At 67.8% G+C, this 14,440-nt stretch carries 12 protein-coding genes and 1 pseudogene; 4 read left to right on the top strand and 9 right to left on the bottom strand.

Annotated elements, in window-relative coordinates; genetic code table 11:
* Window positions 1–201: 201 nt before the first annotated feature.
* On the bottom strand, window positions 202–795 hold the full coding sequence (locus QC029_RS21775) for an ALF repeat-containing protein (protein WP_279557422.1): 594 nt from the start codon (window positions 793–795) through the stop codon (window positions 202–204).
* A gap of 177 nt (window positions 796–972) precedes the next feature.
* Between QC029_RS21775 and QC029_RS21770 the strand changes: the two are divergent.
* A pseudogene (locus QC029_RS21770) lies at window positions 973–1,386 on the top strand (XRE family transcriptional regulator); the annotation flags it as partial.
* 373 nt (window positions 1,387–1,759) lie between these two features.
* Here the strand turns inward: QC029_RS21770 and QC029_RS21765 are convergent.
* The gene (locus QC029_RS21765; RefSeq protein WP_279557421.1) at window positions 1,760–2,059 is read right to left on the bottom strand and encodes a hypothetical protein; all 300 of its coding nucleotides are present in this window, start codon (window positions 2,057–2,059) and stop codon (window positions 1,760–1,762) included.
* Window positions 2,060–2,461: 402 nt separating this feature from the next.
* On the opposite strand from QC029_RS21765, the gene QC029_RS21760 reads away from it, so the two are divergent.
* Window positions 2,462–3,907: a recombinase family protein gene (locus QC029_RS21760; RefSeq protein WP_279557420.1), complete on the top strand. Its 1,446-nt coding sequence runs from the start codon at window positions 2,462–2,464 to the stop codon at window positions 3,905–3,907.
* A 137-nt stretch (window positions 3,908–4,044) separates the two neighbouring features.
* Here QC029_RS21760 and QC029_RS21755 read toward each other — a convergent pair whose 3' ends face one another.
* The 4 genes from QC029_RS21755 to QC029_RS21740 form a co-directional block, all read right to left on the bottom strand.
* Complete coding sequence (locus QC029_RS21755; protein ID WP_279557419.1) at window positions 4,045–5,487, bottom strand: replication initiator; 1,443 nt, start codon at window positions 5,485–5,487, stop codon at window positions 4,045–4,047.
* A gap of 256 nt (window positions 5,488–5,743) precedes the next feature.
* On the bottom strand, window positions 5,744–5,935 hold the full coding sequence (locus tag QC029_RS21750) for a hypothetical protein (RefSeq protein WP_279557442.1): 192 nt from the start codon (window positions 5,933–5,935) through the stop codon (window positions 5,744–5,746).
* Window positions 5,932–7,236, bottom strand: a complete 1,305-nt coding sequence (locus tag QC029_RS21745) for an FtsK/SpoIIIE domain-containing protein (RefSeq protein WP_279557418.1) — start codon at window positions 7,234–7,236, stop codon at window positions 5,932–5,934. The genes QC029_RS21750 and QC029_RS21745 overlap by 4 nt, the downstream gene beginning before the upstream one ends.
* A complete protein-coding gene (locus tag QC029_RS21740; protein ID WP_279557417.1) occupies window positions 7,236–7,586 on the bottom strand; it encodes a hypothetical protein in 351 nt (116 codons plus the stop codon). The genes QC029_RS21745 and QC029_RS21740 overlap by 1 nt, the downstream gene beginning before the upstream one ends.
* Window positions 7,587–7,754: 168 nt before the next feature.
* On the opposite strand from QC029_RS21740, the gene QC029_RS21735 reads away from it, so the two are divergent.
* Window positions 7,755–8,528, top strand: coding sequence for a GntR family transcriptional regulator (locus QC029_RS21735; RefSeq protein ID WP_279557416.1), 774 nt, complete (start codon window positions 7,755–7,757; stop codon window positions 8,526–8,528).
* A 343-nt stretch (window positions 8,529–8,871) separates the two neighbouring features.
* Here the strand turns inward: QC029_RS21735 and QC029_RS21730 are convergent, their stop codons facing one another.
* Complete coding sequence (locus QC029_RS21730) at window positions 8,872–9,081, bottom strand: hypothetical protein (RefSeq protein WP_279557415.1); 210 nt, start codon at window positions 9,079–9,081, stop codon at window positions 8,872–8,874.
* A 1,013-nt stretch (window positions 9,082–10,094) separates the two neighbouring features.
* Here QC029_RS21730 and QC029_RS21725 point away from each other — a divergent pair.
* The gene (locus tag QC029_RS21725; protein WP_279557414.1) at window positions 10,095–10,490 is read left to right on the top strand and encodes a hypothetical protein; all 396 of its coding nucleotides are present in this window, start codon (window positions 10,095–10,097) and stop codon (window positions 10,488–10,490) included.
* Window positions 10,491–10,509: 19 nt separating this feature from the next.
* On the opposite strand, the gene QC029_RS21720 is transcribed toward QC029_RS21725, so the two are convergent.
* Window positions 10,510–13,659 (bottom strand): type ISP restriction/modification enzyme, encoded by a 3,150-nt coding sequence (locus tag QC029_RS21720; RefSeq protein ID WP_279557413.1) that lies wholly within the window; start codon window positions 13,657–13,659, stop codon window positions 10,510–10,512.
* Between the two features lie 471 nt (window positions 13,660–14,130).
* Complete coding sequence (locus QC029_RS21715; RefSeq protein WP_279557412.1) at window positions 14,131–14,391, bottom strand: hypothetical protein; 261 nt, start codon at window positions 14,389–14,391, stop codon at window positions 14,131–14,133.
* Between the last annotated feature and the right edge of the window lie 49 nt (window positions 14,392–14,440).

The following is a 14,440-nucleotide window of genomic DNA, read 5'->3' as shown; positions in this document are numbered from 1 at the left end:
TGCCGCACCCGCGCGGCGGGGGCATCCACACCGGCCGGAGGGCCACGAAGGGCGCGGTGGTCCTCACGACGGTGATCGGACGGTCCCCGGGAGGTGCCGGGGGCCGGGGAGGGGAGCCGGCCGACGAGGCGTTCCACTCTCCCGGCGCCGGGCGCCGGTGCGGGGCGGGGGCGGCGCGCGTCGTCCGGGATGCGGCCGGTCCTAGCCGTCGACCTCGTACCGGCCGACCTCGAGGAAGTGGCGCAGTGCCTCCGGGGTGTTGTCGTCCAGGGCCGCGCTCGCCGCCGCGCGCAGGGCGTCGCTGATGCCGGGGTCGGCGAGGATCCTGGCGATGGCGACGCGGTCGTCCTCGGCCTGGGCGAGGCGGTAGCCGGTTTCGAGCCAGGCGCGCATCTCTTCCGGGGTGCCGTTGTCGAGGAGTTCGTTGGCCTCCCGGGTCACGCGCTTGCCACTGTCGGGGTCGGCCAGGGTCCTGGCGATGGCGACGCGGTCGTCCTCGGCCTGGGCGAGGCGGTAGCCGGTTTCGAGCCAGGCGCGCATCTCTTCCGGGGTGCCGTTGTCGAGGAGTTCGTTGGCCTCCCGGGTCACGCGCTTGCCGCTGTCGGGGTCGGCCAGGGTCCTGGCGATGGCGACGCGCAGATCGTCCACGTCCATCTCGTCGTAGGGCGAGCCCGTCTCCGACACCGCGGCGGCGGCCGGCGGTTGCGTGGCGCCGGCGAAGGACGGAGTGGAGAGCAGCAGGGCCGGGGCGAGGGCGCCGGCAGCCACGACGAGGGTCGCGCGGGTCGGTCTCACGGGGTCAAACCACCTTGTGTCGTAGTCGCGAGGTGCAGCAGGGGCATCGTTCCAAGGGGAGGCGGACCGGGTCACTGCCTGGATCACGCAGCTTTCACATGCCCCTCGTTGCCGACGCCCTGCCACCGGGCCCACCGGGCAGCCCACGCCCGTGCCCGGTCACGAACGCGGGTGAGTGAGCGCGCGGACGTCCCCGTATCGGTGATCACGGACATGCTCGCCCGGGCCCGCGAGCACATCGACGTGCTGGTCTACGCGGCCGTCTCCCTGCACGAGGCGTACCCCCGCCTCAACGACATGCTGCGGGAGCGGACGGCCGAGGAGTGCGGTGTGCGCATCGCCATCGGTGACGCCGACAGCGAGAACGTCCGGCAGCGCGGCCGGGAGGAGAAGTTCGGCCACGGCATCGAGTCCCGCTGCCGACTCGCGCTCATGCACTACCGACCCCTGCTCGGCGTGCCGGGCCTCGAGCTCCGCGCGCACGGCACCACGCTCTACAACTCCCTCCACCGGGCGGACGACCAACTGCTGGTCGACGCCCACGTGTGGGGTGTCAACGCCTACGGGGCGCCCGTGTGGCACCTGCGCCGCCACGACAGCGGCAAGGTCTCCGGCGCCTACACGCAGAGCGCAGCAGGCCGTATGCGTTGTTCCGGCAGCCGTCCCTATGCCCCCGCACCGGAGCGCCGCATGCGACGGGTGCCTGGAAGAAGCACCACACGACCGTGACAGTGGAGGGAATGACCACGATCGCCGGTCCGGCAGCCCGGTCAATCGTCCCGGAGGATCGCGGTGCTCGGCGCTGATTCATACGGGCTGGATCCGCGTCACGGAGCCGGCCGTCACTCCCCGGCCGGTGCGATGCCGGTCGGTCGGGAAGAGCATGGTCCGTCTCCGACGGGCACTCAGCTCGACGCCGGTGCCCGCAGGCATGACACGCCATCTGCCCTGTGGAGAAGACTGTTCACGAGCTGTCCCGGAGGCTCGGCCGAAGGAGGCGGCGTTGCCGGTGACGTTCGGACAGCGCCGTCAGACCGAAGACGGTACCGAGCGCAGCGCCGAAGCAGACGCCGATGACCGCATCGCCCATGGAGCCCTCCGAGAGGGCCACGGAAATCCCTGCCAGAGGTGCGCCCACGGTCAGTCCCACGCCCAGCGGATGCCGCGCGATGAACCGCTGGAACCGTGTCGGCCGCTGCCGACCGCCGAGTATCCGGTCAGCAGCCCACCAGGCGCGGGCCAGCTTCCGGCGAGTGTCAGCCACGGCTGGAAGCCTGGCCGGTGTCGCCCAGCCGTCGACCGGGGCGACGCCCGTCGGGCACGACGCCCCGGCTCGGCTCGGGCGGGGCACTCAGCCCGGCGCCCGTGCCGCCGATGCCGCGGCGGCCTCCCGGGGCTCTCGTCCGGGTGCTGCTGGTGGTTGCTGCCGCTTGTACTGCCGCTTGCCGACCGGCCGCTTCAGCGGCGGAGCGGTGGGAGCCGTCCAGTACGCCGGACATCCCGGGGCGCTTGCGGAGGTGCTCCGGGTGTTCGGAGCAGCTCCACCCGCTCATGCTCCGGGCCCCCGGGGCCGTGGACGGCTCCCCGGCGGCGCCGGTCACTCGGCCTTGGCCACGCCCACCGGGCAGCTCACGCCCGTGCCTACGAGGGTGTACCCATGTGACCCATGACGCGACGAGCAGCGATCTACTGCCGGATCAGCCAGGACCGAGGGGGAGCGGGTCTCGGAGTCGCCCGCCAGGAGGAGGACTGCCGAGCACTGAGCGCCCGCAAGGGCTGGGACGTCGTGGCCGTCCACACGGACAACGACGTCAGCGCCTACTCCGGAGCGCCGCGCCCGGCGTGGCAGGAACTCATGGCGGACGTGCGCAACGGGACCGTGGACGCCATCGTGTGCTGGCACGTGGACCGGCTGACACGCTCCCCGCGCGAACTGGAGGATGTGATCGATCTCGCCGACCGGTACGGCCTTGAGCTGGCCACGGTCAGCGGGGAGATCGATCTCGCGACGCCGACCGGCCGCATGATCGCGCGCATGCTCGGCGCCGCCGCCCGCCACGAGGCGGAGCACAAGGCCGAGCGCCAGCAGCGCCAGCGCCGCCAGGCCGCCGAGGCGGGGAAGGTCGCCGGCGGCGGGAAGCGCCCCTTCGGCTACGAGGACGACCGGATCACCGTGCGCGAGGACGAGGCCGAGATCATCCGAGAAGGTGCCCGCCGCGTACTGGCAGGCGAGAGTCTGGCGAGCATCTGCCGCGACTGGCAGAAGCGCGGCATCACCACCGTGGCGGGCATCCCATGGAAGCCCAGCGCACTGCGCCGCATGCTGGCGTCCGCGCGGATCAGCGGACGGCGCGAGCACACTCCGCGCAGTTCCTGGGAGAAGACCCGCCCCCTGCTCGGCGAGATCGTCGCCGACGCCATATGGCCGGGCATCATCAGCCATGAGGACTCCGACCGGCTGCGCGCACTGCTGTCCGATCCCGAGCGGCGCCGCAAGGTCGAGGGCACCACCAGGCGGAGCTATCTGCTCTCCGGCATCCTGCGGTGCGCGAAGCCGAAGGCGGACGGCACGCCGTGCGGACACGGCATGGTCGGCAGGCCCCGCTCAGGCGTACCGCGCTACGTCTGCCCGAACACCCCCGGCACCGACGGGTGCGGGGGGACGGCGACCAACGCCGGGAAGACGGACGAGCACGTACGGGACATGATCCTGACCGCGCTCGACTCGCCCACGCTCCGGAAGCGGCTCCAGCGCCCGGACGACGAGGGCAACGGCCTCTACGAGGAGATCCGGGCCGACGAGGAGGAGTTGGAGGAGCTTGCCCGGGACTTCGGCAACCGCAAGATCAGCCGCAAGGAATGGATGATCGCCCGCCAGCCGGTCGAGGAGCGGTTGGAGCGCAACCGGGCGAAACTGTCGAAGACGTCGAGGACGGCCGTCCTGCTGGCCTTCGTGGGCAGCTACGAGGACATGCGGGAACGCTGGGAGAAGATGAACGACTCCCAGCGCCGCGCGATCGTCACCGCGACCGTACGAGCCATAGAGGTGGCCCCCGCCAACCCGCGCAAGCGATGGGACCCCGACCGGTTCATCTTCGACTGGATCGCGTAGCGCGGCGGCACGCGGTGCGGGTCCCGGGCTCGACCAGGGCGAGGACCCGCGCCACGCGCTCTATCACCGCCAGGTCCTCGATGACCGGCGGGAGCCCCTGCCGGGCACGGGACGCGGCCACCCGCCTTCTCAGTTCCTCAGGTGCCAAGAGCGCCCCCGGGGCCGGAGCGGAGAGCTTCCCGGGCCACCTCCCGATTCCGGGCCAGGTCGTCGGCGACGCCCGCGGCGATGAGCGCGGCACCGGGGGAGTGGCCGGAGCCGACGTAGCGCCAGTGGGCATCGGTGACCGTCTCCGGTCCGGGGAGCGACCCCGAGTCCTGCACGGCCCGCTCGTACTCGGCGCGTTCGGCGCGCAGGGCCGCGTAGGTGGTGGAGTACGCACGGGACTTGGTCAGGACGTGGCCCCGGTAGCCGAGGGTGTGAGCCCAGGCCCGCAGCCGCAGCGGCTCCAGTTCGGCCAGGCCGCCCAGGCGCCAGCAGGTTGCCATGAGAGCGCGTACGTGCGGGGGGACGGGAGCGGTGCGCAGGTCACCGGGGCCGGTCAGCCGGTGGTCGAGGCCGGCGGCGGTGTCGGCCGCGCCCTTGGTGACGTACTTCGCCACGTACGCCGCGACCGCGTCGTCGGTCAGACCTTCGGGGCCGTCGAAGGCGCGCAGCGGCCGGACGTCGAGCTGATCGCCCCAGCGCAAGGCGTACTCACCGAGCGCGGCACTGTGGATCGTGGTCAGGTGGACGGCCGCCGCAGCGGTGCGCACGGCACGGGTGAGGGTGTCGGCGTCGATCCAGGCCGGGGGCGGAGTGGCCGGGCCGCCCGCGCCGTCGAGGCGCAGCACGGCATGGATGTGGACGGCCGCGCGCTTCTGGTACTCGGCCACCTTGGCGTAGGAGAGGCGTACCGTCCGGCGGAGTCCGGTCCGGGTGCGTCCGGTACGCGCGGCCAAGTGGTTGTAGAGGTTGTCGGTGAATGCCTTCCACAGCCGCCCCGCGTAGGCGTGCCACAGCACGTGGCCGCAGTAGTCGTAGCAGCCGGGGCAGATCGGTTGGCCGACGAGCGGATCGGTTACGTCGTGCACGACCGGGCAGCCGACCGGGCGCCCGTGCTCACACTCGCCACCAGCCCGCCGAGGACGGCACGGGGATCCGTCGGCCGCACGGTGGACCGAGCCGAAGCCGGGGGCGGTCAGGGTCAGGAACAACCGCGGCCGGTCCCGTACGTCGGCGGGGACGTTCTTGCCGCCGACCAGGCCGGCGCGCACCAGGTGGAAGGTGTCCCCGGCGTGCAGCCGGGAGCACGGGGCGCAGACGGTGGAGCGGCGGTTGCGGCAGCGGACCGACAGCCGCTCGCCCGGCTCGTTCGCGGTGTCGTAGTGGTGCAGGACTTCACCGGTGAGCGCGTCGTAGGTGGTGGTGGAGCCCGCCAGGTGCACCGGGTGTGCACAGCCGCCGGTGGCGGTTATCTGTTCCAGCCAGCGCGGGAACAGTGGATCGGACGCGAGGCGGATGACGTCGCGTTCGGCGTCGGAGAGAAGGCGCAGGCGCGCCGCGCGGTCGAGCACGGCGCGCCTGTCGGCCGAGGTCATGGACTCGGCGGTGATGGTGGGGACCTCCCGGGGTGGGCCGCCACAGCGGCACGGATGGATGGGGATGGGTGGCTCGCGTCCATGGCGATCACTCCTTGACGGACCGGTGTGGTGACGGGCGGGTCAGCGGATGGTCCCGGCACCCCGGCAGACACGGCATCGGTGCCGGCGGCCGGTCCAGGTCTTCCGGGAGCCCTCGCCCTTGCAGATGGGGCAGCGCACACGGCGCATCGGCATCAGCGGCTCTCTTCTCGTCTCAGGTGTGCAGGAAGCCGCCGAGCAGCCACTCGACGGCGCCGAGGACGGCCCAGCCGACCGGCGTCAGGGCCAGGTAGAAGCCGAACAGGGCGACCACGACCGCTTCCCAGGGCCGGACGTCGCGGGAGCGGACCAGGAGCACGGTGACGAGCCCGAAGATCACCACCAGCGGCATCGGGGAACTGGTCACTCCTGCTCACCCCCGCCCAGGGCAGCGCTCAGAAAGGGCAGGCGCGGAGCGATGCCCGCATGCTCCGAGGTGATGCGCCGCGCCTCTTCCGGAGTGGTCAGCCAGGAGCGGCCCCGTACCCAGCCGTCCGTGTCATCGGTGGTGACCGCGACACCCTTCTGACCCGTGCCAATGGTCTGCGCGACGATCACGGCGTCTTTGTGGAGATCACCAAGGGTCATCTCCGCCGTGCCGGGATCGTTGACCCGGTGGCAGATCCGTCCGGTGAGCTGTGCCCGCAGCGCGGTCACGCCAGGTCCCAGATCGGAGCCGACCCGCTGCCCGGCGACCACCAGATGCACCCCCAGGGCCGCGCCGAGCTGAGCCAGCCGCAGCAGGTAGCTGGAACACTGCTCGGCCTCCGCCCGGTCCTCCTTCGATCCGCTGGTCAGATACAGCTCCGCCAACTCGTCCACGATCACCACCACGGGCACCGGCCGCGACTTCTCCGGCAGGTCCCAGACGGACCGGGCACCGGCCCGGCGGCACAGTTGCATGCGCTCCTGCATGTCGGTGACGAGCGCGCTCAGCACGGCCACCGCCTCACGGCGACAGGTGGTCAGCACCGACAGCCGGTCCCCGAACAACCCCAGCTCCATGCCGCCCTTGCAGTCGATCCCGACCAGGGCGACCGGCTGCGGCGCGAGCTGGGCGACGAGCCGCGCCAGGAGTGTGGACTTACCCGACTGGGTGGCCCCGACGATCAGCCAGTGCGGCACACGCCGGAAGTCCATCACCCACGCACGGCCGGTCTCCAGCACACCGACCACCGCCGACAGCAGCGACGGCGAGCCGGAGTCGTCCGGCATACGCGGCTCATCGAGCGGATCACGCGCCGTCGCCGTGATCAGCACGACGCCCCGCCGAGGGGAGGTGACCCGCGCACTGTGCACGCCCCAGGTATGCGCCAGCGCTTCGGCAGCCTCCACGAACGGCGCCGGAGTCTGCCCCGGGCGGAGCCGCACCAGCAGCGACAGGCCGTTCGGCAGAGCGCGCGGGAAGGAGATCCGCGGAGGTGTCGAGCGCAGGGCCGTGCCCTTGACCACCACTGCGCCGAGCACGCGCCGAGGCGGCCGGTAGGAGACGGACAGGTCGTTGAGCTGTGCGACCTTCCGCCAGGTCAGCACCACCCGCGCGGCGGTGAGCGGGTAGCCGGTCAGGTACCAGTGCCAGTCCGGCCGCCGCCGGCGAAGCCACTCGCCGCCGCCCAGCAGCCAGACCACTGCCACCAGTGCTAAGACGACCAGGATCAGGTCTGCCATCAGACGCCACCGCCCTTGCCGGACGGCGCGGCGGCCGGGGTGACCGGGGTGACGGCGGCGGCACGGAAGCTGATGCCGTGCCGGTCGCCCATGGCCCAGGCGAACGCCTCCAGACCGGTGATGCGTACCTCGGCCCCTTCTGTGACGCCCTTGGGCTCTCCGGTGACGGCAACCTCGATCACCGACACCCGCCGCCCCTCCTGGCGGACCATGACGCCCACGGTGTAGATCGTGTTGCCCTCTCGGTCCTTCTTGACCTCCTGCTTCTCGAAGTCCGCGATCTTCGGTTCCGGCGCGACGGCGCACCGCAGCACGCCGAGCCGGGAGGTGTCCACAGGGATGGACTGCATCAGTGGTTGGCCTCCTTGGCCGATCGGACGCCAGCACTGTGCTGACATCACTCGTAATGACGAGTGATGACTATGCATGCCTTGACGGCCGAGCGCAAGCACTTATGCTGACGAGTGACATCGCGCCGAGCGAGCGGCGCCGCTTCCTCACCCGACAGCGAGGCACCCATGGGAGAGATTCAGCGCCCCGGAGCGCTCTACAAGCAGGTGGCCGCCGCCATCCGCGACGCCATCGCCTCCGGGGAGTTCGCGCCAGGCGTGCCGCTGCCCTCAGAGGCCCAGCTCATCGAGCGCTACCAGGTCTCCCGGCCCACCGTGCGCAACGCGATCGCAGCCCTGCGCAGCGAAGGACTCATCGAGGTCATCCACGGCAAGGGCAGCTTCGTCCGCGGCGCCCCCACCCCAGTCCTCACCATCCCCCGCGCCGTCACCCGCGACGCCGAAGGCCGCTTCACCACCGGCCATGACGCATGGGAGCCGGCCGAGGAGCCCAGCGTCTACCGCACCAAGACCACGGCCACCACCGGCCCGCTCCTCGCCCTGGACGAAGGCGAAGCCCTCTTCGGCGTCGACCGACTCCTGACCGACCCGACCACCGGAACCCGCGCCCTGTACCGGACCCTGATCCCGTTCGCCACCGCCGAGGGCACCGCACTGGCCGAGCACCCCGACACCGAACCCGCGCGAATCTACGCCCTGCTCACCGAGGCCGGACACACCCTGTCGTGGACCGAGACCACCCGCGCCCGCATGCCGCTGCCCGACGAGCGCATCACGCTCCAGCTCCCGGACGCCACCCCGGTCATCCACACCACCCGCACGACCCTGGGCCGTGACGACCGCCCGCTGATCCTCGAAGAACTCACCACCAGCGGCGACCGCGCCCAACTCGCCTACCGCATCACCGCCGACAGCCCGCACCTGGCCCAACCCACTGGCTGAACTGTCGACTGTCGAAACCTGTCTTCACTTACTCAAGGCGGCTCGCTACCGCTCGCCGCGCGCGGCCCGGCTCCCGCCGGGCCGACGCTCCTGCCTTCGTCCCGCTCCGCCCCGGCGTCCGCCGGCCGCGCGGCTGAACGGCCGCCCGATGAAGGAGCCGCGGTGGCTGGGCCCGGTCGGCTCCGACGACTTTAGGCAGCCACCTTGGGGCGAGCCTCGAAGATCGGGGGCCCAGATCGGGCACTTGCGGGCAGGCTAGGAGCCAGCCCGATTCGCGGGCCAGCGTAAGGACCCCCGATCTCTCGCCCCAAGGCAGCTCCCGTCCAAAGTCGCTCCGCCGACCTCAGCGGCTCTTAGCTCGGAGCTTGAACCACTTGCCGAGATCCCTCACCTTCGCATGGACCACGATCATCCAGAGCGACGACGTAGGACTCAGCGTGATCTTCAAAATCTGTTCGTCAGCTTCACGCGGATAATTTCCGTCATACCGCTCCACGCTCACGATGTGCTCCCGTGGGATGACGTGGGTATCGCCGGTGCCAAGCTCGAACACAAGGGGACCACCCGGCTCAAACCATGCTGTCCCAGGCCCCGCCATGTGCTTCCGCGCGAGCGTAGGTACCACGCCTTCTCCAGGCGCCATGATCCGGAAGGGAGACGGAGGACTCGACAGGTCGAAGGTCTCGGCAGGTCCCTGGGGACTCAACATCCGGTACACAGTCGGTCCAGGCACACGTCTCCTGCTATGACTATGACGCCTGAGCCCGAGTGCGAGTGCCGCAGCAAGGATGAGGATGCCAAAGCCCCCTGCGCTGACGAACGAAGACATTCGCCTACCTCCCGCCCTCTATATCCGCGAGCGAGTATGGCAGCTTCCAAACCTCGAAACCCGTGACTCATAGAAACCGATTCGTACTGTGATGGCCGTGCCCCTTCCGTGCCCCATCGGGCGGGGAATCATGGGGAATGGTGGTCGCCGACGGGCAGTAGGCATGACGACGGCCCCTGACCGTTTATGCTGGTCAGGGGCCGTTGAAGGGCGGAGGCTGTGGGATTTGAACCCACGGTGACGTTGCCGCCACGACGGTTTTCAAGATCGTGTGCGGTAACCGGATGGCAGAGCCCGGGACTCATGCGCTGTTCCTGGACTTGTGAAGGGCCGTGCTGGAGCGGAAGCGAATGCGGCTGCACCGGTCATGGTCCTCTTCGGATGCCTCGTCGCCGCAGCAGCAGTGCTGGGCCAGCCAGCGGATGTTCGAGGGGTCGAGCCAGAGGGCGACGCGCCCCCACTCGGATTCGGCATGGGGGTCGGTCGGTACGACGTCAGTCATAGGGCCATCCCACCACGCCGTATCGCCCTCCGGACCGTCTATGGGGCGTGCGAGGGCGGCCGACGATGACAGACGACGGCCGAGGGTGACCACGGCCTCCCTGCTCTGGCCTGGGCTGTCGGAGTTGATCTGCGGCACTGGTAGCACCATGCCTGCACCAAGATATAAACGTACTTTCCGAGCGGAGTGTGTGCGCTTGCGACAAGTGGAGCTTCCAATGTGCTAGGCATAGCGCATGTCCATCCCTCATGTTGTCCTAAGCAACTCGCAGTACCAGATCCTGACTGAACTAATGCGCAGCACTCTTCCTAACCCCGTCCGAGATCCAGAATCTGCGGCGGCTCGTGGACTTAATCCGCAACAGGTACAGGCTGACGTGCCGACCTTGCTCTGGATGGGAGTGATCACGGAGACGAACGGAACCTTGTCGGTAACCGCGTTCGGGGCAGCGCTATTTCACCGTGCCGAGCAGGAGAAAGCCGAGAATCAGCTAAGCGAGGTTGTGGCATTCGCGGATGCTTTGGAAGCTTCTGGTAAATCCGAGGTTAATTATTCTCGCATTCCGTACGCCTTGCGCAAATTGGCCCAAGGTGATTTTTCATTGGATGAAGCGGTCGGTTATCTAGCCTGATCCTTGATTTCCCTGTGCTTCAGGAAACTTCGTCTTGTCCTGCAAAGAGTCCTTCTGTGGCATCGTGCCGAGCCTTACGCGCGGCATCCTGCACCGGGAGCACTCCGGCGGCCTCGAGCTCCTCCTCCGTCACGACCGGACCAGCCAGGACCTCTGCGAGCAGATCTCGCTGGTCGGGCATCAGGTCAACCAAGCGGCGCAGTACGGACAGCAACTCGATGAGTTCGGTCGTCCACTCGCTCGGCCAGCTGTCGACATGGATGTCGTCAAGAGGACTCGTTTTCTTGCTGTTGGGGGAGGACTTACGATAACCGAACCACTTTCGCAGCACTGGCATGCCGCCGACATCGAAGGCCCACACTTCCTCGGGGACTGGCGCGAAGGACCCTTCACCGACATGCAGCGTTTGTGTCTTGGAGTCGTATCGAATCTTTTCCGGGACTCCTGCGCCAATGTGAGTAAGATATCGAATCTGACGTCGGTCCCCCTGAGGGAAAGTGACGTCCTTGGCGGGGCGGGCATTTCCCGGATCCGGGCAGCATTCGCCGTAGGTAGAGGCCCATAGCACCTCGGCGCCGATTCTGACAGCCTTTTGCCAAGTCTCCCGGTTTCGGGTGATCGGCAGTCGTACGCCGGGGGTAAGAAGTTCTTCGGTGAACTGCTCGGTGAAGACCGTGTGCCCAGCTACGGCAATCGTATAGGCCGCCAGGTCCTGGACGGTGACCTGCTTCAAGCCGAGTTCGTGGGCAAGATGCACCAGCAGGCCGGCGGGGACGTTGGCGGAACCATCGGGGTGCAGGATCGGCATGATCCTGCCGCCTCGCCCGTTGAAATGGTGGGTATCGGGGATCAGGGCGGTTGCCACTACCGCAGGGCCAGAATCGATTTCATGCGAGGACTGCTGATTTAGGAAAAGCTGCCCCTCCCGGAGCGCCGCCCACAGGTCGGGGCGCGGACGGTCGAGGACGCGGTTGTCGGCGATTAGCCACTGTCGGTCGAAACTGCGCAGAGCGACGCGGAGCAGACCGGGAACGGTGGAGGTCTCCTCCCCGATCGGGAGCTGATGGGCTGGCCTTCCCGGAAGCGGGTCCCTCTTCCGGTCGAGAGTGCGGCCATCAGTCACTTTGAAAAGTTCAGCCTTCTCGACCGGATCGTCTTCGCGGATCAGTCGGGCCCAGCGACGACGCAGGGTCTCGGCTGAGGGGGAACTCACCCAGGATCGGTTCGATGTTACTCCTAGGCTGCTCCAAGGGAAGAGGTCGTTCAGGGCGGGGAAGTCATCCCAGCCGGACTGCGTGACAGGGGTGAACGGGCATACATTCTCGTGGTGCGCCTCGCGCCATCCGCCATCATCCAACCGGATTTCTTTAAGCTGTTGGAACTTTTCTGCGCGCTTGCCCGCGACAGTCCGGTAGTGGATACGAGCAGGACGTTCAGGGTGCGCGTCGGCCCGGCGTACAAAGATGCAGATAGCCAAGGGCTGGGCCACTTTCGGGAAGATGCGGGTGCTCACGTCCGCGCGCTGTCCCTCGGGGGAGAGGTTGATGATCCAGCCCTCGTCGCAGGTACGCCGCAAGTAATCGCGCATGCCCCGTCCGCCGGGACCGGTGGCGAAGCCAGATGGAGTAATGAAGCAGATTACTCCGTGTTGATCGGTTTCGTGAGCATCGAAAACCTTCCATGTTGCCCAACGCCAGAAGTACACGTACATGTTCTTGAGTACGTGCTCGTACCGGCCATTGCCCGGGTATCGGAAGGTGTCGAGTAGGGGTGGCTCCTGTCCTTTGGGGCGTTTTTCTATCCATCCACCACGGTTCTCTGCCTTGTCGTCATACGGCGGGTTTCCGATCACCACGGTGACAGGGATCTTCCCCTTCACCCTGTTTGCGCGCTTTCGTGAGGCGGAGAGGACGCCATAGGTGGAGGCCAACTCCTGCTCCTCCACGAAAGGGTTGTCCAGTGTGTCTGTGACGAAAAGGTTGAGTCCACCCTCGGGTAGTGGCGTCTGGTGGCGCTTCAAAAGGTCGGATGCACGCATTTCGGCGACAGCAAAGGGCCCCATCTGTAGCTCGAAACCATACAGACGCCGCGCAAGCTGGCCGATGGCATCTCGTGCCATAGCGGGGCCATGTCGCTCGGAAGATTGTGCAGCGACTCTCTCGATGATTGTGTGAAGAAAAGTCCCTGTCCCCATGGCCGGGTCGACGATCCGCACACTGTCCTCGGCGTAACCCTGCGTTTTGCCGAGCCGAGTGCGCAGTACTTCCTCGGTGAGGCGGACCATCTCCTCCACCACCTCACGAGGTGTGTAGTACGAGCCGCTTTTCTGGCGCAGCTTGCCGTCGTATACGGTGAGAAAGTTTTCGTACAGATGCAGGTACGCGTCTCGGTTGCCTCGACGGATGGCCGGCCAGTCAACGCAACTGACGGTGCGCGTCAACAGGTTTAGGGTCACCTCGAAGCGTTCGTTGATGTTGTCGGTGAGCAACTGAAGGGCTTTGCCCATGAGAGCGTGGTCGGCGTCCAGCCTGCGGCCGATCTCGTGAAGGCTGCTCTCGGTGAGGGGAATGTCCTCGGTGTGGGCCAGCAACAAGGCGAAGGTCACGGCTTGTGCGTAGCCGTCCGCGAACGTCGCGTCGTCCGCGGAGGGGAACAGCAGTTTGCGCCAGTCGCTCTTGAGTCCGGAGAACGGCCGGGCGCGTACGTCGTCTTCGGCTGCGGAGGATTTCGCCTCGGCAGCCAACTGTTCCAGAACAGCGGCACGCAGTAGGCGGCAGAGCGGAGCGATGTGCTGTACGAGTCGGGAAACTTGGCGTATGGGGGGAGGAGACCAGAGCAGGAATGTCCGCATAAGCGCGTCGAACGCCGCTGGGTCGGTGGGTTCGAGTCGCTCCCCTGCACTCCTCAGGGCGCCGGTAAACCGGACGGTTTCGCCGAGCTGGTCTCCGTGATGGAACAGACGCCATTCGGTGCCATTGGTGTAAAGCAGGTTGGGCAGGTCACGGAGTCGTTCCCACTGCGCTTTGTTGCGTCCGGTGAAGCCCTCGGGGTCGATGCTGAGGCCTGGTTTTTTAACCTCGATGTAGCCGGTCACAAGTCCGTTGACTTGGAGGGCGTAGTCCGGGCGCACTCCGAGCTCGGGGATCGACACCTCGTCGTGCCAGGTCACTTCGTGGAGAGAGTGGTGATCCCCTACAGCCTTGAGGAGTGCTTCTAGGGGGCTGCGTATCGCAGCCTCGGGACCGCCCCCGCCAGCGAGCTTCATCTTGCATGACCGGCCGAACTCCGACACGGCTTCGAGAAGCCAGTCGTACAAACCGTCAGGCACGCTTCCCCCCAAGATCACCCAGAGGTGCGATCTTAACACCCGTCGCTATATGGGTATATGACCATGCGTCAGGTTGTTTGGGAAGCTCCCCTCTCAGGTCGTGCAGCCGCTTCTTTTGCCTGATTGATGTCTGCCTGACTGACATCACCAGTTGACATCAACGCCCCCGGACGGCCGTGGATCGAGACAGCCGCAGGAGGATCAAGAGCCTCCAGAGGCGAGAGAGCCGAGCAGGCCACGCAGCTCGGTGATCGAACTTGTAAAGCGGTGATCAGTGGGCGGTGCAGCACATCAGCGGAGGCAGCACCCCCGCTATCCCACCAGCCTGGCTACCTTCCGTGCGACCTCGGGGGAGCATTTCAGGGTGACGGCTCCGGAGCCGTCCGGGTCTGTGTCCGCTCGAAGCTGTATGTCGGCTGCTTCCACGCCCGCAGCTTCCAGCGCATCGGCCAGTTCCCGCGCGGCGTCCGTCGCTTCCCGCCAGCCCGACAGGTAGTCGACGCCGCGGACCCACAGCGCTGCGTCGAGGTCGAGCCCGTCGCTTGTGAAACCTGTCTCCTCCGGGTCGTGCATCGGCCCGTGCCCCTCTCCCAGGTGGTCGCCTGAACTGCGCTGCTTCGAG

The organism is Streptomyces sp. DH37, from assembly GCF_029813835.1.
Lineage (GTDB): Bacteria > Actinomycetota > Actinomycetes > Streptomycetales > Streptomycetaceae > Streptomyces.
This window is presented reverse-complemented; position numbering and strand designations above follow the sequence as displayed.